The organism is Bradyrhizobium sp. Ken01 (assembly GCF_055807355.1).
Window position 1 is genome coordinate 1 of record NZ_JBVVPC010000142.1, and the last position, 934, is coordinate 934.

The 934-nt window shown below is 60.1% G+C and carries 1 protein-coding gene and 1 pseudogene; both read right to left on the reverse strand.

Features of this window, described 5'->3' with window-relative positions; genetic code table 11:
- A partial coding sequence (locus AC0L3S_RS39080) for an IS110 family transposase (RefSeq protein WP_473285283.1) occupies positions 1 to 383 on the reverse strand: 383 nt, incomplete at its 3' end.
- 236 nt (positions 384 to 619) lie between these two features.
- Positions 620 to 874: pseudogene (locus AC0L3S_RS39085) on the reverse strand (transposase); the annotation flags it as partial.
- Positions 875 to 934 lie beyond the last annotated feature (60 nt).

A 934-nucleotide genomic window follows, 5' to 3' on the forward strand; every position in this document is an offset into this window, starting at 1 on the left:
CGAAAGCTGCCCCGTAACAGGCCATAGGAGTGGAGCTGGCGTAACCAAGCGGCATCGCTGACATCGGTTTTGCGCCCAGGTACATTCTTGGCGTACCGCGCGTTGACCAAAATGACCGCGAACCCGCGCTGTTCTAGGATCTCGTAGACCGGGATCCAATAGACCCCAGTGGATTCCATCGCGACACTGGTCACGCCGCACGCCTTGAACCAGTCCGCCAGCTCATGCAGGTCTTGCGTGAATGTGCCGAATGCACGCACTGGCGTATCGGTGCAGGCCGGGTTCACCGCCGCCATGTGCATCTTTGACCCGATGTCGATGGCGGCCGCGCCAAGGTTGACCGGCTTTAAGTCCGGGCCGCCACCAGTTGTCCTCTTAGGCATCGCAAATCCTCCGTCCGATGATGGGCCGGAGGGTCTGGGCTATGCCAATTTGTCATCTTCCTAATCGGGATCGCCGCCGAAACGGCGTCACCACTCTCAAGTCCGCATGCGCCCATGGACCACGTTTTTTAACGGGGACAGTGCCTCCAATAAGCTAACGGCCGCTACCCTCCGAGCCAAGGGATAGCACAAGGCTGTTTCTACCCCGCACAGGCGCGCCATCCCGCTGGACAGTTTTTTAGGATATCCCGCTCCGCCTTCGGCTTGGTGACCTCGCGCCGTAGCCGCTCGATCTCCAACTGCTCAGGCTTCATCTGCCCGTGGCCAGGGAAAGCCTGCTGAGAATCCGAGCCGAACTCCTTCACCCATTTGCGCAGCACGTTCTCATGGACACCCAGGTCTCGGCCCGCTTGCGCCACCGACACCCCGCGTTCCCTGACAAGCTTGACCGCCTCGACCTTGAACTCTCGGCTGAACTTCCGTCTCTGCATGACCACCTCCGGCTTGATAAAACACCCAATCTCGGTGTCCATCAAACCGGCAGCAGCTCA